The following is a 19,086-nucleotide window of genomic DNA, read 5'->3' as shown; positions in this document are numbered from 1 at the left end:
CATCCGGGGGCTTGCGCTGCACAGCACACCGGTGCGCGCAAGGCCCGCGCGCGGAGGCGGCGGATCGTGGTCGGGTGTCGGCATGGACACCACACACGACCGCAGCAACGACACCGCCGACGAGCCCGACGAGCTCGAGACGGCCGATGCGCCCGTCATCCCCGACACCACCGACGACGACGACGCGCCCGTCGACAATCCCTCGGGCGGGTGACCTCGCGGCACGGCGCGGCCGCGAGGTCCGCGCCGTGCTCAGTCGGTCAGGTCGAAGGTCTGCTTCTCGCCGCCGCGCGGCCGGTCGCCGGTGACCTTCGAGGTGACGAGGGCGATCGCGGTGGCGAGGCGTCCGCCGACGCTCCCCCAGTACTCGCCGGTGAGGGTCGAGACCTTCAAGAGGGTCACCCCAGGCGACTCGGGACCATCGGGGAACCATGCCTCCACCGTGGTCGACCACAGCTCCTTCAACTTCGCGAGGTCGTCGACCACCTCGGCCTCTCCCGCGAGCGACAGCCACGTGCCGTCGGTGCTGAACGACAGCCCGACCTTGGGGTCGCGCCGCACGTGTTCGACAGCCGAGGCGTGGGTGCCGACGATGAACCAGAGGTCGCCGTCCGACTCCTTCTCCTGCACGGTCAGCGGGTGCGCGTGCAGTGCGCCGTCTTCGGCGCGGGTGGTGACCATGGCGAAGCGGAACTTCTTGAGCAGATCGTTGAGCGTCTCGAGCTCGGTGGCGGTGGATGACATGGGGCTCCCCCTCGTTTCGTGGACCTTCAGCCCACCGCCTCCTCGCGTCCGGCGCTACGCGTTGACGCCGTCGTCGCCATCTGCTCTCGGCGGCGCGATCGCGTCGAGTTCGTCGAGTGCCTCTTCGGCGCGGCCCACGCGCGCCGCGACCTCGTCGTCCCACCACCGGGGCCCGCGCTCCCCCAGCCCGTGCTTGGCCAGGCCCACCCGGCGCCGCGCGGCGGCGACGGTCTCGTCGTCGCCGGCCCGCTTCGCGGTGCCCACCGCCGACCGTGCGCGACCCAGGTGCGAGCGCAGGCGCTCAGCGATCTGCGCGGGCAGTGCGGGGTCGGTGCGACGCCACCGGCGTCCGTCGATCACCAGCCATCGGTCGTCGTCGTCTGCGGATGCCATGTGCCCAGTGCAGCGCAGCCACCGTCCCCGCGAAATCACCCGGGCGTCTCGCAGACTTCCGTGCTACGGTGAGGTTATTCGTTCTGGGACTTGCTTCATCGACGCCCGCCTCATCGCTGAGATGCCGGGCGCACGGCGCCGAGCCGTTCACGAAGGCAATCCCTCCCTCAATCATCGCGTGCACCGCTTGATGGCATCCGCCACCGCATCGCACTCGCGGAAAGTTTCTGTGTCTCTGCTTCACCCTTCGCCACTCGCGTGGCGCCAGGCCGATCTCGACGTGTTCGTCGCGATGGCCGGATCCGACTACGCCGGTTTCGTCGGCGCGGCCACCTCGGGCTATGAAGCCCAGGGTCCGCTCGGCGAGAATCTCGGCGTCCACGCGTCCGTCGTGGCGGCTCAGGCCGCCGTCGACGGGCATCGCGTACGCGACACCTTCCCGGTGTTGCGGCGTCCCCGTCCGCTCCGCATGCGTCGGAGCGGCACCCACGGCCGCGTCTGCGGCCCAACATGAATAAAGGAAGAACACGATGGCCACTGGCACCGTGAAATGGTTCAACTCCGAAAAGGGCTACGGCTTCATCGCTCCCGATGACGGCTCGGCCGACCTCTTCGCGCACTTCAGCGCGATCCAGGGCAACGGCTTCAAGGAGCTCGCAGAGGCCCAGAAGGTCGAGTTCGACGCTGAGCAGGGCCCCAAGGGCATGCAGGCTGCGAACATTCGCCCCCTCTGAGCATCGCTCCGCACCGCGAGGGCCGGTGCGTCGCTGACGCGACGCGCCGGCCTTCGCCGTTCGAGGCGTGAGAGCCGGGTGCGTCGCTTCGGCGACGCCCCGGTTTTCGTTGTCTTTCCGCGGGTTTTCACGGTCGCGGACGAACGCTTGCGCTTCCGTTTCCCGTGAGCCTGCTGGACGTGTGCTCGTATGCCGAGCCCTCCATACATCGCCCGATAATGTGGGCCCGAGCCCGGGAAGCCGCCCTGGCTCGAGAACCCGGTCACCCCCGATCCGAGGAGCAGAGCATCGCTTCCACCATCGTCGAGTCCCGCCTCGGCCCCGTTCGTCAGACCTACTCCGGCACGAAGGAGTTCCCCCCGCTCACGAAGGCCTACACAGAGCTGTCTCAGGTCGTCCGTGAGAGCGGACTCCTCGTGCGCACGCCGGTCTTCTACTCCGTCGTCGCCGGAGCGATCGTGCTCGGCCTCGCCGGGTGCGTGACCGCCTTCATCCTGCTCGGCGACAGCTGGTTCCAGCTGATCGTCGCAGCGGTGCTCGGCATCCTGTTCACGCAGGTCGCCTTCCTCGCCCACGAGGCCGCGCACCGCCAGATCTTCGCCTCCGGTCCCGCCAACGACCGACTCGGGCTGCTCATCGGCAACGGCATCGTCGGCATGAGCCGCTCGTGGTGGGCGTCGAAGCACACGCGTCACCACGCCAACCCCAACCGCGTCGACAAAGACCCCGACATCGAGATCGACACGATCTCGTTCCTCGACGTCGACGCGGCCAAGGCCCGCGGCGTCCAGCGCTGGATCACCCAGCGCCAGGGCTACCTGTTCTTCCCCCTGCTGGCGTTCGAGGGCATTAACCTCTACGTCCTCGCCTTCCGCCACCTGTTCTCGCGCGGCGAGGTCAAGGGCCGCTGGGGCGAGATCGCGCTGCTGACGCTGCGTCACGCCCTCTTCATCGCGCCGATCTTCATCTTCCTGCCGGTGGGTCTCGCGTTCGCGTTCTTCGGCGTCTCGGTCGCGGTCTTCGGCATCTACATGGGCGCGTCCTTCGCTCCCAACCACAAGGGCATGCCGATCATCGAGCCCGGAGCCAAGCTCGACTTCTTCAGCAAGCAGGTGCGCACCTCGCGCAACGTCTCCGGCGGCTGGTGGGCCACGTGGCTCATGGGCGGTCTGAACTACCAGATCGAGCACCACCTGTTCCCGAACATGCCGCGCCCGCACCTCAGCAAGGCCCGCGCCATCGTCCGCGAGCAGTGCGCGACGCTGGACGTCCCCTACGTCGAGACGACCCTGTTCCAGTCGTACGGCATCGTCATCGCGTACCTGAACCGCGTGGGCCTCGCCGCCCGCGACCCGTTCGACTGCCCGCTGACCTCCCCCACCCGGCAACTGAACGTCGAGTGAGATCGTTCGACGGCGCCGCACCCGCAAGGGGCGGCGCCGTCGTCGTTTCATCCCCGCGCGTCGGCGATCGGTTCGGGGCACTCGCCCCCGGCATCCGTCGCCTTCTCGAAGTGCCAGCGCTCGTTGGCGTAGGTCTGGCACAGGCCCCATTCGCGGCCGTGTTCGATGATCCACAGTTGCGCGTCGAGCGATCCGATGTCGACGGCGTTGCCCGTGACATGGCTCGAGCCCTCGGGTGAGGCGACGTACTGTCGCGCGATCGCCTCGGTGCCGTAGGTGCGGATCGCGTCGCCGAGCAGCCAGCGCTGGTAGTCGGCGCTGCGCCACCCGCTGGTGACGTCGAACACGATCCCGTCGTCCGCGGCCGCCGCCTGTGCGGAGCGCAGCGCCTCGCGCAGCTCGCCGTCGAGTCCGGTCATCGCCGGATGACGCTCGTCGTCGACCGTCAGCGGCGACTCGGCCGGGATCATGCCGTCGGCCCCGGCGGGGGCGAACGGCGCGTGGGCGGCGACCCCCGCCGCGAACGACGAGGCGGTGCTCGCCGCGAGCAGGGCGGCCAGCACGGTCAGGGCGAGGGCGATCGCTGCGGCGATCGCGAGCAGGGCGAGTCGCTGACGGGAGGGCGAAGGGACGAGGGATGCCGAAGGAGCCATGACCCCAGTCGAGCGGGGGCCGCGTTGCCACGGCGTATGGCCGCGACGATACGGCGGCGATAACCCGGTCGGGACGGCTCTCAGTCGCGCGAGACCTCGTGCAGCACGACGTCACGCACCGCACCGTCGTCGAGCGTCGCGGTCATCAGCGTGCACGCCGGCTGCCGTCGTCGGTCGGTCGGCGAACCGGGGTTGAGAAGGCGCAGTCCGTTCGGGGTCACCGTGTCCCACGGGATGTGACTGTGCCCGAACACGAGCAGGTCGGTGTCGGGGTACGCGGCATCCATCCTCTTGTCCCGTCCCGTCGCGGCCCCCGTCTCGTGCACCACCGCCAGCCGCACCCCGTCGATCTCCGTGCGGGCGACGTCGGGCAGACGCGAACGTAGGTCATCGCCGTCGTTGTTGCCCCACACCCCGAGCACGGGGCCGAGCGTTTCGAGTTCGTCGAGCACGCTCGCGCTCACCCAGTCGCCCGCGTGCACGATGAGGTCGACTCCGGATGCCGCGTGCCGGACCGCCTCGGGGAGCACGCGCGCCCGCTTCGGCACGTGCGTGTCGGCCACGAGGAGCAGTCTGGTCGCCATGCCCCCACGCTACCGACGCGGGTGGGGATGCGCGCCGGGCATACGTCGACGATATGCCGCCCCGCCTACGATGACGGGATGCGCGTGCTGATCGTCGAGGACGAACCCTTCCTCGCCGAGGCGATCCGTGACGGCCTGCGCCTCGAAGCGATCGCCGCCGACATCGCCGGCGACGGCGACACCGCGCTCGAGCTGCTCGGGTACACCTCGTACGACGTCGTGGTGCTCGACCGCGACATCCCGGGGCCGAACGGCGACGAGATCGCCCGGCACCTCAGCGCGCAGCCCGCCGCCCCGCGCGTGCTCATGCTGACCGCCGCCGACCGGCTCGACGACAAGGCGAGCGGTTTCGAGAGCGGCGCCGACGACTACCTGACCAAGCCCTTCGTGCTGCGCGAGCTCGTGATGCGCCTGCACGCCCTCGCCCGCCGCCCCGCGGCCTCGACCCCGCCGGTGCTCGAGCAGCACGGCATCCGTCTCGATCCCTTCCGCCGCGAGGTCTACCGCGACGGCAGATACGTCTCACTCACCCGCAAGCAGTTCGCGGTGCTGCAGGTGCTCATGGGCGCGGGCGGCGGGGTCGTCAGCGCCGAGACCCTGCTCGAGCGCGCGTGGGACGAGAACGCCGACCCGTTCACCAACGCGGTGCGCATCACGATCTCGACGCTGCGCAAGCGTCTCGGTGAGCCGTGGCTGATCCAGACGGTCGCGGGAGTGGGCTACCGCATGGGGCCGGCCGATGCGTGAGCGCGCCCCGGGGCTCTCGATCCGCCTCAAGCTCACGCTGAGCTACGCGGCGTTCGTCGTGATCGTGGGGATCGCGGTGTTCGTCGTCGGGTTTCTCGTGCTGCGGTTCGTTCCCGACGGCAACCTGTACTCCGAGAGCGGGACGTTCACGCCCGGCCGGGGCGATCTGATCGACGTGTTCGTCCGCTACGCCTGGTACGCGGTGCTCGCCCTCGCCGTCATCGGCCTCGGCGGCGGGTGGGTCGTCTCGGGGCTCATGCTGCGGCCCCTGCACCGCATCACCGACGCCGCGCGCGCCGTGCGCGGCGGAGACCTCGCCCACCGCGTCGATCTGCCGGGGCGTCGCGACGAGCTGACCGAGCTCGCCGACACCTTCGACGCGATGCTCGCGCGGGTCGAGCTGACCCTCGACGAACAGCAGCGGTTCGCCGCCAACGCCTCGCACGAGCTGCGCACCCCGCACGCGACGATGCGCACGCTGCTCGAGGTGGCGCGCGCCGATCCCGACGGCATCGACCTCGAGCGCCTGCTGCACCGGCTCGACCTCACCAACGAACGCGCGATCCGTCTGACCGAGGCCCTCCTGGCCCTCGCCCGCTCGACCCGCGCGGGCGAGCTCTCGCGCGAGCCCGTCGACGTCGACGCCGTCATCGCCGCGGTCGCCGACGAGGCGCGCCCCGACGCCGACGCCGCGCGACTCGACCTCGCCGTGCTGCCGGGCACCGGCGGCATCGCGCGCGTCGACGAGACGTTGATGCGTCAGGCCGTCGCGAACCTCGTGCGCAACGCGCTCGTACACAACATCGACGGCGGATGGGTGCGCGTGGCCGTGACCGGCCGCGACGACGAGGTGGTCGTCGACGTCGACAACTCGGGCGAGGTGCTCTCGCGAGAACTCGTCGCCACCCTGCCCGAGCCGTTCGTGCGGGGCGCGGGACGCACGCGCGGGCGCGCCGACGGCACCGGACTCGGGCTCGCCATCGTCGCCTCGATCGCCCGCGCGCACGGCGGGCACCTCGAGCTGTGGCCGGGCGAGGCCGGAGGGCTGCGCGCCCGCCTGCGCCTGCCGCGCTGACACCCCTCCGCTCGGCGGCGCGATCCCGCGTCGACCTTCTGCCGAGCAGCGGGCGCGAGACCGACGCGCCACTCGCCGCCCCGCGCCGATCAGCGGGCGCAAGGCCGACGCGCGGCTCAGCGCCGCGCGATCAGCCGGATCACGAGCACGACGACCGTCCCGATCAGGGCGCCGAGGGTGTTGGACGCCACGTCGTCGGCATCCGGAACCCGACCCGGGATCAGCGTCTGCGCGATCTCGACGGTGAGCGACACGGCGGCTCCCACGAGGACGGATGCCGGCGCCCACCGCAGCGGCAGCAGAAGGGCGACGGCGGCTCCCAGCGGAACGAAGAACAGGACGTTGAGCGCCACGTCGGCGCCCGCACCGAACAGCAGGGCGCTCCCCCACGGCGGGAGATGATCGAGGGCGTCGAGCACCAGCGTCCGCGCCGGCCACGCGATCGTGCGCGGGGCGAGGGTCAGGGCGGCCACGGCGGCCAGCACGGCGCCGGCGACCAGCAGGCGCGGCGCGGAGAAGACGGAAGCGGATCGATCGGACACGGTGACCTCCAGGGTGCGGAGATCCCATCCCATCGACCCGCCTGTTGCCCGGGCGTCTCGCGACCGCGATACACGGACGATACGTCGCCGCGGGGCGCGCAGAATGGAGGCGTGTCTCCTTCGCGTCGCTCCCCCGCCCTCGCCCTGCTCCTCGACGTCGTGCTGGTCGTCGTCTTCGCGGCGATCGGGAGGGCGACCCACGACGGCGACGTGCTGGGCCCGTTCGGTTCCGAACTTGCCACCACCGCGTGGCCCTTCGTCGCGGCGCTGCTGATCGGGTGGGCGGTCACGCGCGCGTGGCGCCGACCCACGACCGTGGTGCGCACCGGTCTGCCGGTGTGGGCGATCACCGTCGCGCTCGGCATGGTGCTGCGTGCGCTCAGCGGTCAGGGCGTGGCGGTGGCGTTCATCATCGTCGCGACGATCACCCTCGCGATGTTCCTGCTCGGGTGGCGCGGCCTCGCGCGTCTCGCGGCGCGGCGGCGTCGGGCCTGACGCGCGTCGCCCGTCCGCGCGAGCGCCGCTTCGGCCTCAGTCGGCGAGCGTGACGTCGACCTGGATCTCGGCGGCGAGGCGCTCGAGCTCGGCCACCAGGTCGTCGACCTCGACATCGGCGGCCACCGTCGCCGTGATCGACGCCTCGAACAGGCGCCCGCCGGCCATGGCGGCATCCGTCGTCTGCGTCGACATGCGCTCGATGCTCGCCCCGCGCGCGCTGAGCGCCGCCGACACCTCGCGGACGATGCCCGGCCGGTCGTTGCCGACCACGTCGAAGGTGACCGAGCGCGGCGCCGCGGCGGCGAGCGAGCCGCTGCCCGCGTGAACCGTGACGGTGAGGGTGCCCGCGAGCCCCTCGAGGGCGGCGCGCAGGTCGTCGGCGCGTTCGGGAGTCACCGACACCTCGACGATGCCGGCGAACGCTCCCGCCAGTTCGGCGAGTTCGCTGTTCTCCCAGTTGCCGCCGTGGGCGCCGACGATGTCGGCGACCGCGGACACGAGGCCCGCGCGGTCATCGCCGACGACGGTGAGGACGAGGGTGGTCATGGCGACAGCGTACCCACGGCCGCGCTGATACCGTGAGGTTTCCGACCCGACAGGAGGTGAGCGCATGATCGCGTCGATCATCGCGACCATCAACCTCCTGCTCGCGTTCGCCGAGCTGTCGCTCACCCCCGGTTCCGACGCCCCGCTGCTGGCTGTCGTGCTGGCCGCCGCGGTCGTCGTCACGGTCGCGGTCGTGCTGCTCGTCGTGCCCGGGCTCGTGGCATCCGCCCCTCGGCCCTCGCCGCGTCCGATCGACCCTTCCGCGCTGGTGGCGCAGAGCGATCCGGATGCCGCGGGGCACCCGCGCCCGCGCGCTCCGGGGCTCGCGATCCCGGTCGCGTAGCCCGCCGTCCGCCGCCCTCGCGGCATCCGGTGCCCTCACGCGACCACCGGTCGTTCGTGCGCGCTCGCGCCGGCGACCGGTCCTGCCGTGATCGCCGCACCGATTGGACGCCCCGTTGGACCTCTTCGCCTTCCCTCCCCTCGCCCTTCTGCTCGACCTGACCACCCGAGCCCTGCTCGCCCTCACCACCGCGCTCGAACCCGTCACCGCGGGGGCGGCCGCCGCTGTGGCGGTGGTCGTCGTGACGCTGCTCGTGCGCCTCGTGCTGATCCCCGTCGGGGTCTCGCAGGCCCGCGCCGAGCAGACGCGTGCTCGTCTCGCTCCGCGCCTGCGCGCCCTGCAGCAGCGGTGGAAGGGCAACACCGAACGCCTGCAGCGCGAGACGATGCAGCTGTACCGCGACGAGGGGGCCTCGCCCGTGGCCGGATGCCTGCCCCTGCTGGCCCAGGCTCCCGTGGTGGGGCTGCTCTACGCCGTCTTCCTGCACCCGACCGTGGGCGGCCAGGCCAACGCCCTGCTCGCGCACGATCTGCTGGGCGCACCGCTCGGGCGGAGCCTCGTCGCCGCCGTCACGACCGGAACCGCGGATGCCCGGACCCTGGCGGTCTTCGCGGTGCTGGTGGCCGTCATCGTCGCCGCCGCCGAGCTGACCCGTCGTCTGCTGCGGCCGGCGGTCGACCCGGCCGCCCCCGCGTGGACGACGCCCCTCTTCGGCGCGCTGCAGTTCACGACGGCGGTGGTGGCGCTGTTCGTGCCTCTGGCCGCCGCCCTCTACCTCACGGTGACGACGGTGTGGACGCTCGTGCAGCGGGTGGTGCTCAGGCGGCGCTACCCGCTGCCGGCGTGAGCGCCGAGCGGGCGTCCCACCGCTTCGACCACGACGCGTTCACCGCGGCCATCGCGAGCACCAGCACCGCGGCCGCGGCCGGGAAGAGCAGCGCGGTCTCCACCGAATCGTTCTCGGCGACCGCTCCGGTGACCGCCGACGACAGTGCCTGGGCGAGCGTGAGGGCCGACGCGAGGATCGTCATGGTCGAGGCGGTGCGCCCGCGCGGCGCGCGGTGCCCGGCAAGGCTGAACAGCGTCACCAGTGAGGGGCCGACGCCGATGCCCATCAGGCACAGCACCAGCGTCACCGTGGGCACCGATCCGCCGACCGAGTACGCCCCCGCCGACGCGGTGAGGATCACGGCGAACACGACCAGGCGCCAGCGCAGGGTGAACCGCTCGGGGATCACCGCGACGGCCAGTGCCAGCACGGCCGAGCCCACGCCCATGACGCCGTACAGCAACGCGCCCGCCTCGGGAGCGCCCTGCGCCTCCATGAACGCGGTCAGCGAGGTGAGGGTCGACCCGAAGAACAGCCCGACACCGAAGACGGCCGCCACCAGCACGAGCATGCGCGGGTGCAGCAGTTCGCGGAACGGCGCCATCGCGGTGCGCTCCGACCGCTCCGGAACCGCCCGCCCGGTGGGGTGCAGGGCGAAGGCCGTGACGAAGACGAAGCTCAACAGCGCGGCACCCGCGATCGGAGCCCACGGGGCGATGAGCGCCGCCAGCACACCGACCACGAACGGGCCGATCACGAAGGCCGTCTCGTCCGCCGCCGACTCGTACGCCATGGCCCGCGAGAAGGTGCGCTCGCGTCGCGTGGGGTGCACGCGATCGCCGATGAGGGCCATGACGCGACTGCGCGACATCGCCGCCGTCTGTGGGCCGGTGAGGCCGATCGCGGCGGCCGCCCCGAGCAGCAGCGCCTCGGAGCTCGCGGCCTGCACGACGAGGGGGAAGAGTGCGAGCAGAATGCCGTTCGCCAGGCCCACCGGCACGAGCACGCGCCGCTGTCCGAAGCGGTCGGCGAGGTCGCCGAGCACGGGGCCCGCGACGACGACGCCGAGGCCGACCGCGGCGGAGGTCAGGCCGCCGAGGGCGACCGAACCGCGCTCGGCGACGACGATGGCCAGCACCCCCACCGTCATCATCGCGAACGGCAGACGGGCGATGAAGGCGACGGGGAAGTACCAGAACCCCGTGTGGTGGATCAGGGAGCGGTGGGCGACGGCCGGGGAGGCGGGTGGGCGTGCGGGCGCAGACATGGAGCGGTCTTTCGGAGGCGATGGAACGTGCCGCCTTGCCGGGTCCGGTAGGTAGTTGCACAGCGTGCGGCGGGCGAACCCGCTCGACGATTCTACCGCGGGGCGCTGAAGAGCGCCCGGGAAGCTCAGCTCACGAGGGCGGCGATCGCCGCGATCACGGATGCCAGGGCCAGCACCAGCGCGACGGCGATGAGCACCGTGTGCACGATCAGGAACGGTGTCGGCTTTCCGGCGGCGTCCCGCGCGCGCGGGTCTTTCGCGATGCGCGGGTAGAAGCGGGGCCAGACGACGGCGTTGAACACGGCGTTGGCGAAGAGCAGCACGATCAGCAGGGGTTCCACGCCTCGAGCCTACGCGCGGGCTGCCTCTCGGCCGGCCGTCACGCGGCGCACGCGATGCACCGACGCGCGAACGGGCGTACCTCGAGCCGGGCGTCGGCGATCGGTCGACCGCACACCTCGCACACCCCGAAGGTCCCGGATGCCACGCGCTCGCGCGCCGCGCGGATCTCGGCCCGCTCCGCCTCGGCTCCGCGTCGCAGCGCATCGACCTGCGCCCACTCCCCCGACAGCGTCGAGCCCTCGGGGTCGTGCTCGTCGTCGGCGGTGCCGTCGGCGCGGTCGTGGCGGAGGCTCTCCTCGTCGTCGTGCAACCGCGCGAGACGGTGCTCCACCTCGCGCTCGAGGTGGTCGAGCATGCGCCCCGCGGTCATGGCATCCATCCTTCGACGCTAGCCCCCACCGCCGACACCGGCACTGCGGCAGGATCGGCACATGAGCGAGCTTCGACGACACTGGACCCCGACCGCTGTGGTGTTCCTCGCCCTCGCGGTCGCGGGACTCATCGGCACCTGGACCTTCAACGTCTTCGCGATCGCGCAGATGCGCGACTTCCTCGGAGACCTCGTCTCGAGCGGACCGGCGGTGTCGTCCATCACCGTCGACCTGCTGATCGTCGCCATCGCCGGAAGCGTGTTCATCATCGTCGAGGCGCGACGGCTCGGCATGCGCTTCGCATGGCTGTACATCGTGCTGTCGGGGATTACGGCGTTCGCGTTCACGTTCCCGCTGTTCCTCGCGATGCGCCAGCGGCACCTGACCGCGCGGCGGTCCTCCCCCACCCACCCCGCGTGAGAGGTCACTTCGTGTCGCCTCGGCGGGGCTGCACGCGACAGAAGATGACCCCTCACGCGAGAGGGTCGGGCTTAGCGCGAGGCGAGACCCGCGCGCAGGCCCTCGACCAGCGGAGTCGTCGGGCGGCCGATGATGCGCGCGAGCGATCCGTCGGTCTCCGACAGTGCCCCGCGCGCGATCGCGTCGTCGATGCCCGCGACGAACGCCGCGGTCCCGGCGTCCAGCCCCGCGGCCTCGAGTCCGGCGGTGAGCTGCTCGAGCGAAACGCGCGTGTAGGTGACCGGGCGACCGAGCACCTCGGCGGCGGCGGCCGCGAGCTCGTCGTACGTCCACGCGACGTCTCCGCCGATCTCGATCGTCAGTCCCGCCAGGTCGTCGGTCGTCAGCGCGACGGCGGCGGCCTCGGCGTAGTCGCGACGGCTGGCGCTCGCCACCCGCGCGTCACCCACGGCGGCGACGATCTCGCCGGTGTCGGCGGCGCGCGCCACGGAGTCCAGGTAGTTCTCGGTGTACCAGTTGTTGCGCAGGATCGTGGCGCTCACGCCCGAGGCGGCGATCGCCTGCTCGGTGGCCTTGTGGTCGGCGCCGAGCGCGTAGTCCACCTCGTCGACGCGCGGGGCGCTGGTGTACACGAGACGCTCGATGCCGGCCGCGCGTGCGGCGTCGATGACGTTGCGGTGGCCCGAGACGCGGTCGGCGTCGGTGCCCGAGATGAGCAGCACGCGCGTGACGCCCTCGAGGGCGGCAGCGAGGGTCTCGGGGCGGGCGTAGTCGAGCTCGACCACATTCACGCCGTTGTCGGCGAGGTCGGCGGCCTTGGCCGGCGTGCGGACGCCGGCGACGATGTCGGATGCCGCGACGCCGCGCTCGCGCAGGGCGTCGACGACGAGGCGGCCGAGGTGGCCGGTGGCGGCGGTGACGAGAATGGTCATGGGGTGGTCCTTTCGACGGGTTCCCCCGGTGCAACCGCCCGCGCGGGAGCGCATTCCGGAATGCCGGTACCCACTTTCTGGTTAGGTACTTACATGAGCGTCAGTCTTAGCGATCTGCGGGGACGCAACCCCGAAATCTTCGCCGACGGGTGCCCCACCCGCACCGTGCTCGATCATGTGATGGGCAAGTGGGGCATCCTCGTGCTCGTCGCCCTGTCCGACGGGACGCAGCGGTGGGGAGCCCTCCGGCGCAATATCGCCGGGATCAGCGAGAAGATGCTCGCGAGCACCCTCAAGACGCTCGAGGCCGACGGGCTGGTCGCTCGCACCGCCTACCCCGAGGTGCCGCCGCGCGTCGAGTACGCGCTGACCGACCGCGGCCGCGACCTCATGACGCGCGTCATCCCCCTCATGGAGTGGGTCGCCGACAACGCCGACGACATTGTCGCGCGACGGAGTTGACCGTGCGCCTGCCGTCGACGCGCGCCATGCGCGACTCGCTCACCGTCCGCGCACCCCGACGCGTCCCGCTGCTGCAGGTGACGAAGTCGGCGATCGCGATCGTCGCGGCGTGGCTGATCGCCGGCTGGCTCGTGCAGGGGCCGCCGCCCATCTTCGCCGCCATCGCCGCCCTGCTCGTCGTGCAGCCGAGCATCAACCAGTCGTTCACGCGCGCCGTCGAGCGCAGCGTCGGGGTCATCGTCGGTGTCGTGATCGCCGCCCTGCTCGGGCTGGTCTTCGGGTCGCAGCCGTGGGTCGCGCTGCTGTCGGCCGGTGTCGCCCTCGTCGTGGCGTGGGCCGCGCGCATCTCGCCCGGCGCGACCAACCAGATCGCGATCAGCGCTCTGCTGGTGCTCGCCCTGGGCACCGCAACCCCCAACTACGCGCTCGACCGCGTGCTCGAGACCCTCATCGGCGCGGCGATCGGCATCGTCGTCAACGCCGTGCTCGTGCCGCCCGTGCTGGTTCCGAGCGCGCGCGAGAAGGTCGAGGTGCTCGGCCGCGAATTGGCCGAGGCGCTCGAGCGTCTCGCCGCGGCCCTCGAAACTCCGCAGACACCCGCCTCGCTCGAGGGGCTGCTGCTCGAAGCCCGCCTGCTGCGCCCCGTGCGCGACGCCGCGGCGACGGCGATCACCGACGCCACCGACTCTCTCGCCCTCAACCCGCGCAGCGGGAGACACCGCAGCGACCTCGTCGGGATGCGCGACCTGCTCGAGCGCTTCTCGCCCGTCGTCACGCAGACGATCGGCATGACCCGCGCCGTCTACGACGGCTACGAGGCCACGATCGCGGACGAACCCGCGGTGCGCGCGATCGCCGAGCAACTGCACCGCGCGGCCCACGACGTACGTCTCGCCTTCGCGGTGGATGCCGGCCCCGAGCGCCTCGTCGAAGAGGAGCCGGCACTGACCCGGCCCCTGCAGATCCAGACCCCCTCGACCGCGCACTGGGTGCTGGTGGGGTCGTTGCTGATGGACCTGCACCGCGTGCACGAGACACTGCGCGACGCCGCCGACTGACCGACGGAAACACGGCATCCGGATGCCGACACCCCGGCCGAACCGCGGACTCCCACCGCCGACGCCGCCGGCGCGCTGTGGATTCGCCGCACGCGGCCCGCGACGCGCCCCGCGCTGGTTGACTGGGCGCATGGGTACCGCGATGTTCCCCCTCGGCGCCGTCCTCTTCCCGCACACGCCCCTGGCTCTGCGGATCTTCGAGGAGCGCTACCTCGTGATGCTCGGTCGTCTGCTCGACGAGACCGACCCCTCGTTCGGCGTCGTTCTCATCGAACGCGGGACCGAGACGGGCGGCGGCGACCAACGCTTCGCTCTGGGCACGATGGCCCAGCTCAGCCAGGTTGTGCCCCTCGCCGACCAGATGCAGGTCCTCGCGCACGGAACGCAGCGCTTCGAGATCGTCGAGTGGCTCGATGACGCGCCCTATCCCCGCGCCGACGTCCGGTCCCTGCCCGACCTCGAATGGAACGAGGCGCTTTCTCCTCTGCTCGACGAGGCCGAACGCATCGTGCGCCGCGTGCTCGGCAAGGCCCAGCAGTTCGGCGGCACGCGGTGGGACCCCGAGGTCGAACTCGCCGAAGAGCCGCTGCCGCGCGCATGGCAGGTGGCCGCGATCGCCCCGCTCGGCGAACTCGACCAGATGGAGCTGCTGCGTTCGAAGACGCTCGGCGGACTCCTGCGGGCGACGATCGATCTGACCCTCGCCGCCGAGCCTCTGCTCGGCGACCCCGTCCCCGACGGCGTGATCGTCGTCACCGACGACGACTCCACCCCCGGGGACGAGGACTGAGCGGCGCGGGCTCAGTTCAGCGCGCGCACCGACGAGGGGATCACGCCGTCGCCGTACAGGTCGATCGCGAGGTCCTGCAGAGCGGTCAGCGCCACGCGCTGGGTCTGCGGGCCGTACGAGATGCGGGCGACGCCGAGAGCCTCGTACTCCGCGGCCGTGAGCGCCCCGGGCACACCGATCACACTGAGCCGGCGCTCTCCGATGCCCTCCACGAGGCGTCGCGTCGTCTCGGCGTCGAGCAGCCCCGGGACGAACACCGAGGTGGCGCCCGCCGCGAGGAAGGCGCGGCCGCGCTCGACGGCATCCGCCACCTTGTCGTCGAGGGGCCGATCGGCACCCTTGAGGAACACGTCGGTGCGCGCGTTCAGCACGAACGGCACACCCTCCGCCTCACCGGCGGCGATGACCGCTTCGACGGCCGCGATGGCCTCGGCCAGCGGCTTGACGCGGTCCTCGACGTTCGCTCCGACGACTCCCACGCCGATCGCGCGCCGCGTGGTCTCGCCGGGGTTTCCGAAGCCCGAGTCGAGGTCGGCCGTGACGGGTACGTCGACGGCGGCGACGATGCGACCGACCATGTCGAGCATGACGTCGAGGGGGATGTTCTCGCCGTCCTGGTAGCCGAAGGTCGCGGCGATCGAGTGGCCGGCCGTGGCGAGCGCCTTGGTCTCGGGCAGCGCCGCGACGGCGGTGGCTGACACGACGTCCCAGATGTTGACGACCCGGAGGATCTCGGGAGCGGTGTGGAGCTGGGCGAAGGCCTGGGCCTTGTCACTGAGGGCGGTCATGCGTGGTCTCCTGTCGTGCGGGTCTCGTCGTCGACGATGGCCTCGGCGATCAGCGTGTCACCCGCACCGAAGCGGATGAAGCGACCGATCGTCGCGGGCTGGATCAGCACCGCGGCGGCGACGGCGGCGACGTCGGCGCGCGACACCTCGCCCTTGCCCTGCGGAGCCGTGGTGATGCGACCGGTCGGCGGGTCGAGCGTCAGCGTGCCGGGGCCGAGGATGGTCCAGTCGAGCTCGCTCGCGCGCAGGTGGTCGTCGGCCGCGAGCTTCGCGTCGGCGTAGGCGAAGAACGAGTCGTCGGGGTCGATGCCGTGGTCGGGGGTCGAACCGATCCACGACACCATGACGAAGCGACGCACGCCCGCCTGTGCGGCGGCGTCGACGGCCCGCTGCGCGGCGTCGCGGTCGACCGCGTACGTGCGCTCAGCGCTGCCGCCGCCCGCTCCGGCCGACCATACGATCGCGTCGGCGCCGGCGAACGCCTCGGCCATCTCGTCGACGTCGGCGCTTTCGACGTCGAGCACGAGGGGCGTGCCGCCCGCCTGCTCGATGTCGTCCTTCTGCTCGGGCTTGCGGATGACCGAGGTGGCCTCGTCCCCGCGGTCCGCCAGCAGCCGCGCCAGGTGCAGGGCCACCTTGCCGTGGCCGCCGATGATCACAATTCGTTCCATGTCACTGTCCTCCGACTTTCTCGATCGACATCTTCAGGATCACGCGGTCGGCGCTGTCCGGTGGCGCCTCCTGTTCCGCGTTGCCGTAACGCTTTCCGAGGTGCACGTAGAACGCGCCCGTCGGATCGGGTTCGGCCTCGACGAGCCGCCCGCGCACTTCGATGTAGCGGTAGGGCTGCGCCGGGTCGAAGACCATCAGGCTCATCGAGGGGTTCTGCTGCAGGTTGCGGAACTTCTGCCGCGTGGTCGTGTGCGTGAACAGCAGGTGCTCGCCGTCGAAGTCGAACCACATCGGATTCACCTGCACAGTTCCGTCGGGACGGACGGTGCCGAGGCTTCCGTAGTTCGGGTTCTCGAGCAGGTCGCGGTGCGCGTCGGGGATCATGCGTGTCCTTTCGCCGAGGATCCGCTCACGACCGTACGCCGAACCTCCGACACGCCCGTTCGGGCTTGACGCCTCGCCCCGGGCCGCTCGTCCGCCGCGCTCGTCCACGTCGCCGTCGACGTACACCCAGCGGCCCGCTCGACGCACGAAGCGGCTGCGTTCGCGCAGTTCGCCGGCCTCGCTCCCGTGCCGCCAGCGCGCGCGGAAGCTCACCTCCGCGGCATCCGCCCCCTCCTCCGCCGACACGATGTCGAGGCCGATCCACCGGGTTCCGTCGCCGACCTCGATCTCGTCGGGACGGGTGCGCGGATGCCACGAGCGCGCGAGGTGGGCCGCATCGCCGATCGCGAAGGCGGTGTAGCGCGACCGCATCAACCGCTCGGCCCCGGGGGCCGGTTCTCCGTCGAGGAGGGGGCCGCAGTGCGTTCCGAACTCCCCCTCGCCGCAGGGGCACGCGTCGGTGGCGGAGGGGCGGACGGATGCCGAGCCGAAAGACATCCCGCCACTCTAGGTCGCGGTGTCGGACCCCCGTGCCAGGATCGGGGGTGTGACCGACCGCCTCATGCTCCTCGACACCGCGTCGCTAGACTTGCCCTATGGCACCTTCTCGCGTTGTCGGATACGTAAGGCTCTCCCGGGACACGGCGGAGTCAACATCCGTCGCCCGGCAGCGCCAGCTAATCAGGGCTGAGGCTGACAAGCGCGGTTTCACCTTGGTCGACATATTTGAAGACGTCGATGTGAGTGCTTCGAAGCGGCGGCTTGACCGGCCCGGCCTCAATAAGGTGCGGTCGCTCATTGCTCAGGGGGGCGCCGACGCCGTCATGGTGTGGCGGCTTGACCGCCTAGTTCGCTCCGTGGTCGACTTCGGCACCCTGCTCGATGAGGGGTTGAACGTTGTCTCCTGCACCGAGCAACTCGACACAATCTCGCCCATGGGGCGAGCGATGGCGGAGGTGCTGCAAGTCTTTGCAGCACTGGAGTCTCGGACAACCGGCGAAAGGCTCCGTTCAACAATCGCGTATCGCGTCGGCCAGGGCGACCGCTGGAGAGGTGGGCCTACGCCCTACGGCTATCGGTCTGTCGCCCACCCAACGGGCGACGGCAAGACCCTCATGATTAATCCCGAGGAGGCGTCGTTTGTCCGCATGGCGGCTGAGGTCGTGCTTGGGGGCGGTTCGCTTTACAAAGCGGTCAAGATGCTCAATGAAAGAGGCTCGATACCGAGAAAGGCCGAGGCGTGGTCGCTGTCGAGCCTCCGCGTAGTGCTGACCGGCGACTCTGTTCTAGGGAGGCAGTCGCGGCACGGCGCCCCGCTGCGCGATGAGCACGGTGTGATCCTCACCCCCTGGGAACCCGTCCTCCGCGTCGGCGAGGTTGAGCGACTCCGTGCGGCCCTGGCCCCGAGGCCATTGACGATGACACGCCGCAAAGCCTCTCGTCTGTTGTCGGGTCTCCTCAAGTGCGGGTCGTGCGGCAGCACCATGCGAATCAACTCTCGTAGAGCTCAGGGTGCTCAGGTGGAGTCCTACGGTTGCCGCGCGAACGGTGACGGTCGAGTTTGTCCTCGCCCTGCCAGCATCAACGCGGATCGTGTAGAGAATTTCCTCCGGGATGGCCTGATGGAGGTCGTCGGACACTACGAGGTTGTCGAGCACCGCGCTGTGCTCCGCGACGACGTAGGCCTAGCCGAGATTGAGGAGGCAATAGCGCACACGACGAATGCAATGCGTGCGCCGGATGCCGACCTGCCAGGCCTGATGGAGGTTCTCCGCGGCCTCAACGAGTCCCGGGCGGAGCTCTCCGCCGCGCCACGAGGTTCCACCATGGAAGTGGTTGAGACCGGCGAGACCTATCGGGAACGCTGGGACAACTCTGACACCGACGGTCGCCGCGCGATGCTGGAGGACGTACTGCGTGACGTGATTACTGTCTTCCCCGTTGGTCGAGGGCACCGCCGCATCGACGACGACCGTGTCCGCGTTCCTTGGCCATGGGCTCCGGAGTACGGGTACGAAGAATTCCTAAGGGCCGCCCAGCGCGAGCGAGCTTACGACGAGTGGCGCGCGACGCATCCCAATACTGCCTAGGGTCTCGCTCGATCCCTTCCGACCACTATGCGTGTAACCAGCGCACAGGGCTTTGGCCATTACGGGTCGCCCAACCGCGATGGTTTGACCTATGCAATGGGCAGGGCCCACCCCGGGGGCGGTATCCCCTCGCGTGACGACGGTGACCGCCCGCGCGAAACCTATGGCGTAGCAAGACAGCCGCACCTGTTGCACCTGCTGCACTGCGACCGGCCGCATCGGGGCGAAGACGTCTACGAGGGGCGATGCTCTCGACCCATCGACCCTGGCATCGACCCTGCCACCGTCCCTCCGAAAAACCGCAGCATTACGGGCCTAAAGGGGGCCTCAGGGACGCTGGACGGTGCCCCCGCACCACTAATCTCTATGCCAGCTTGGCGCGCCCCAGCCGTGCCCCTGACGTGTTGCACCTCGCTCAG

The 19,086-nt window shown here is 71.0% G+C and carries 27 protein-coding genes; 14 read left to right on the top strand and 13 right to left on the bottom strand.

The genetic code is table 11. From position 1 onward, the window contains the following. Positions 1–82 precede the first annotated feature (82 nt). A complete protein-coding gene (locus tag LPW41_RS16835; protein WP_260979653.1) occupies positions 83–214 on the top strand; it encodes a hypothetical protein in 132 nt (43 codons plus the stop codon). 38 nt (positions 215–252) lie between these two features. Here LPW41_RS16835 and LPW41_RS07760 read toward each other — a convergent pair whose 3' ends face one another. Further along, entirely contained in the window at positions 253–744 is a 492-nt protein-coding gene (locus tag LPW41_RS07760) for a pyridoxamine 5'-phosphate oxidase family protein (protein ID WP_144827826.1), read from the bottom strand. Between the two features lie 54 nt (positions 745–798). Beyond that, positions 799–1,137: a biopolymer transporter Tol gene (locus tag LPW41_RS07755; RefSeq protein ID WP_154095814.1), complete on the bottom strand. Its 339-nt coding sequence runs from the start codon at positions 1,135–1,137 to the stop codon at positions 799–801. A 229-nt stretch (positions 1,138–1,366) separates the two neighbouring features. Here LPW41_RS07755 and LPW41_RS07750 point away from each other — a divergent pair, with 229 nt between their 5' ends. From LPW41_RS07750 to LPW41_RS07740, 3 genes are all read left to right on the top strand, one after another. Then, positions 1,367–1,651 (top strand): hypothetical protein, encoded by a 285-nt coding sequence (locus tag LPW41_RS07750; protein WP_144827832.1) that lies wholly within the window; start codon positions 1,367–1,369, stop codon positions 1,649–1,651. 16 nt (positions 1,652–1,667) lie between these two features. Beyond that, entirely contained in the window at positions 1,668–1,871 is a 204-nt protein-coding gene (locus LPW41_RS07745) for a cold-shock protein (protein ID WP_094733682.1), read from the top strand. A gap of 218 nt (positions 1,872–2,089) precedes the next feature. Next, a complete protein-coding gene (locus LPW41_RS07740; RefSeq protein WP_144827835.1) occupies positions 2,090–3,274 on the top strand; it encodes an acyl-CoA desaturase in 1,185 nt (394 codons plus the stop codon). Positions 3,275–3,321: 47 nt separating this feature from the next. On the opposite strand, the gene LPW41_RS07735 is transcribed toward LPW41_RS07740, so the two are convergent. Next, the gene (locus tag LPW41_RS07735) at positions 3,322–3,927 is read right to left on the bottom strand and encodes a M15 family metallopeptidase (protein WP_230704476.1); all 606 of its coding nucleotides are present in this window, start codon (positions 3,925–3,927) and stop codon (positions 3,322–3,324) included. Positions 3,928–4,007: 80 nt separating this feature from the next. After that, a complete protein-coding gene (locus LPW41_RS07730) occupies positions 4,008–4,511 on the bottom strand; it encodes a metallophosphoesterase (RefSeq protein WP_230704475.1) in 504 nt (167 codons plus the stop codon). A 78-nt stretch (positions 4,512–4,589) separates the two neighbouring features. Between LPW41_RS07730 and LPW41_RS07725 the strand changes: the two genes are divergently transcribed. Together LPW41_RS07725 and LPW41_RS07720 are read left to right on the top strand one after the other, a co-directional pair. Further along, entirely contained in the window at positions 4,590–5,258 is a 669-nt protein-coding gene (locus LPW41_RS07725; protein WP_230704474.1) for a response regulator transcription factor, read from the top strand. Further along, entirely contained in the window at positions 5,251–6,333 is a 1,083-nt protein-coding gene (locus LPW41_RS07720) for a HAMP domain-containing sensor histidine kinase (protein WP_154095819.1), read from the top strand. Before LPW41_RS07725 ends, LPW41_RS07720 begins: the two co-directional genes overlap by 8 nt. 116 nt (positions 6,334–6,449) lie before the next feature. On the opposite strand, the gene LPW41_RS07715 is transcribed toward LPW41_RS07720, so the two are convergent. Further along, the gene (locus tag LPW41_RS07715; RefSeq protein ID WP_230704473.1) at positions 6,450–6,875 is read right to left on the bottom strand and encodes a VanZ family protein; all 426 of its coding nucleotides are present in this window, start codon (positions 6,873–6,875) and stop codon (positions 6,450–6,452) included. A gap of 111 nt (positions 6,876–6,986) precedes the next feature. On the opposite strand from LPW41_RS07715, the gene LPW41_RS07710 reads away from it, so the two are divergent. Then, a complete protein-coding gene (locus LPW41_RS07710) occupies positions 6,987–7,370 on the top strand; it encodes a DUF3054 domain-containing protein (RefSeq protein ID WP_230704472.1) in 384 nt (127 codons plus the stop codon). Between the two features lie 36 nt (positions 7,371–7,406). On the opposite strand, the gene LPW41_RS07705 is transcribed toward LPW41_RS07710, so the two are convergent. Then, a complete protein-coding gene (locus tag LPW41_RS07705) occupies positions 7,407–7,919 on the bottom strand; it encodes a glycine cleavage system protein R (RefSeq protein ID WP_144827851.1) in 513 nt (170 codons plus the stop codon). Positions 7,920–7,983: 64 nt separating this feature from the next. Here LPW41_RS07705 and LPW41_RS07700 point away from each other — a divergent pair, with 64 nt between their 5' ends. Further along, entirely contained in the window at positions 7,984–8,262 is a 279-nt protein-coding gene (locus LPW41_RS07700; protein WP_144827854.1) for a DUF6412 domain-containing protein, read from the top strand. A 115-nt stretch (positions 8,263–8,377) separates the two neighbouring features. Next, positions 8,378–9,109 carry a membrane protein insertase YidC gene (locus tag LPW41_RS07695; protein ID WP_230704471.1) on the top strand — a complete coding sequence of 244 codons (732 nt, stop codon included), beginning with the start codon at positions 8,378–8,380 and terminating at the stop codon, positions 9,107–9,109. Here LPW41_RS07695 and LPW41_RS07690 read toward each other — a convergent pair. The 3 genes from LPW41_RS07690 to LPW41_RS07680 all read right to left on the bottom strand — a co-directional run bounded on the left by LPW41_RS07690 (position 9,081) and on the right by LPW41_RS07680 (position 11,079). Continuing rightward, positions 9,081–10,358, bottom strand: a complete 1,278-nt coding sequence (locus LPW41_RS07690) for an MFS transporter (protein ID WP_154095823.1) — start codon at positions 10,356–10,358, stop codon at positions 9,081–9,083. The two genes, LPW41_RS07695 and LPW41_RS07690, sit on opposite strands and share 29 nt — an antisense overlap. A 125-nt stretch (positions 10,359–10,483) precedes the next feature. After that, positions 10,484–10,699: an SCO4848 family membrane protein gene (locus LPW41_RS07685; protein ID WP_144827862.1), complete on the bottom strand. Its 216-nt coding sequence runs from the start codon at positions 10,697–10,699 to the stop codon at positions 10,484–10,486. A 38-nt stretch (positions 10,700–10,737) separates the two neighbouring features. Beyond that, complete coding sequence (locus tag LPW41_RS07680) at positions 10,738–11,079, bottom strand: TraR/DksA C4-type zinc finger protein (RefSeq protein ID WP_144827864.1); 342 nt, start codon at positions 11,077–11,079, stop codon at positions 10,738–10,740. 52 nt (positions 11,080–11,131) lie between these two features. Between LPW41_RS07680 and LPW41_RS07675 the strand changes: the two genes are divergently transcribed. Then, positions 11,132–11,491, top strand: a complete 360-nt coding sequence (locus tag LPW41_RS07675; RefSeq protein WP_154095824.1) for a DUF2834 domain-containing protein — start codon at positions 11,132–11,134, stop codon at positions 11,489–11,491. A 71-nt stretch (positions 11,492–11,562) separates the two neighbouring features. On the opposite strand, the gene LPW41_RS07670 is transcribed toward LPW41_RS07675, so the two are convergent. Continuing rightward, positions 11,563–12,423, bottom strand: coding sequence for an SDR family oxidoreductase (locus LPW41_RS07670; RefSeq protein WP_144827870.1), 861 nt, complete (start codon positions 12,421–12,423; stop codon positions 11,563–11,565). A gap of 93 nt (positions 12,424–12,516) precedes the next feature. Here LPW41_RS07670 and LPW41_RS07665 point away from each other — a divergent pair, with 93 nt between their 5' ends. The 3 genes from LPW41_RS07665 to LPW41_RS07655 all read left to right on the top strand — a co-directional run bounded on the left by LPW41_RS07665 (position 12,517) and on the right by LPW41_RS07655 (position 14,733). Next, positions 12,517–12,885 carry a helix-turn-helix domain-containing protein gene (locus LPW41_RS07665; RefSeq protein ID WP_144827872.1) on the top strand — a complete coding sequence of 123 codons (369 nt, stop codon included), beginning with the start codon at positions 12,517–12,519 and terminating at the stop codon, positions 12,883–12,885. A 2-nt stretch (positions 12,886–12,887) separates the two neighbouring features. Beyond that, positions 12,888–13,943 carry an aromatic acid exporter family protein gene (locus tag LPW41_RS07660; protein ID WP_230704470.1) on the top strand — a complete coding sequence of 352 codons (1,056 nt, stop codon included), beginning with the start codon at positions 12,888–12,890 and terminating at the stop codon, positions 13,941–13,943. Positions 13,944–14,073: 130 nt separating this feature from the next. Further along, entirely contained in the window at positions 14,074–14,733 is a 660-nt protein-coding gene (locus tag LPW41_RS07655) for an LON peptidase substrate-binding domain-containing protein (RefSeq protein ID WP_144827875.1), read from the top strand. 11 nt (positions 14,734–14,744) lie between these two features. Here the strand turns inward: LPW41_RS07655 and LPW41_RS07650 are convergent, their stop codons facing one another. From LPW41_RS07650 to LPW41_RS17055, 3 genes are read right to left on the bottom strand one after another with little or no spacing between them, the layout of a single operon-like run. After that, complete coding sequence (locus LPW41_RS07650; protein ID WP_230704469.1) at positions 14,745–15,521, bottom strand: isocitrate lyase/phosphoenolpyruvate mutase family protein; 777 nt, start codon at positions 15,519–15,521, stop codon at positions 14,745–14,747. Further along, on the bottom strand, positions 15,518–16,192 hold the full coding sequence (locus tag LPW41_RS07645; protein WP_144827880.1) for an SDR family oxidoreductase: 675 nt from the start codon (positions 16,190–16,192) through the stop codon (positions 15,518–15,520). The genes LPW41_RS07650 and LPW41_RS07645 overlap by 4 nt, the downstream gene beginning before the upstream one ends. Position 16,193: 1 nt before the next feature. After that, on the bottom strand, positions 16,194–17,075 hold the full coding sequence (locus LPW41_RS17055; protein WP_308071707.1) for a TIGR03618 family F420-dependent PPOX class oxidoreductase: 882 nt from the start codon (positions 17,073–17,075) through the stop codon (positions 16,194–16,196). Between the two features lie 98 nt (positions 17,076–17,173). On the opposite strand from LPW41_RS17055, the gene LPW41_RS07630 reads away from it, so the two are divergent. After that, a complete protein-coding gene (locus LPW41_RS07630; RefSeq protein WP_230704468.1) occupies positions 17,174–18,667 on the top strand; it encodes a recombinase family protein in 1,494 nt (497 codons plus the stop codon). Positions 18,668–19,086: the final 419 nt, after the last annotated feature.

Source organism: Microbacterium sp. JC 701 (assembly GCF_021026215.1).
GTDB classification, from domain to species: Bacteria; Actinomycetota; Actinomycetes; order Actinomycetales; family Microbacteriaceae; genus Microbacterium; species Microbacterium algihabitans.
This window is presented reverse-complemented; position numbering and strand designations above follow the sequence as displayed.